The following is a 268-nucleotide window of genomic DNA, read 5'->3' as shown; positions in this document are numbered from 1 at the left end:
AGTTCCCGGCCGAACCGCTGGCAACAAAGGATAAGGGTTGCGCTCGTTGCGGGACTTAACCCAACATTTCACAACACGAGCTGACGACAGCCATGCAGCACCTGTCTCAGAGTTCCCGAAGGCACCCATCCATCTCTGGATAGTTCTCTGGATGTCAAGAGTAGGTAAGGTTCTTCGCGTTGCATCGAATTAAACCACATGCTCCACCGCTTGTGCGGGCCCCCGTCAATTCATTTGAGTTTTAACCTTGCGGCCGTACTCCCCAGGC

1 rRNA gene is annotated in these 268 nt (G+C 54.1%); it reads right to left on the bottom strand.

Annotated features, from left to right (window positions below):
• Positions 1-268 (bottom strand): 16S ribosomal RNA (locus tag AC2AXP_RS22765); the annotation flags it as partial.

The sequence above is a fragment of the Serratia sp. Sp408 genome (genome assembly GCF_057180665.1).
Note: the sequence above shows the minus strand (reverse complement) of the source record. Positions and strands in the feature narration are given on the sequence as shown.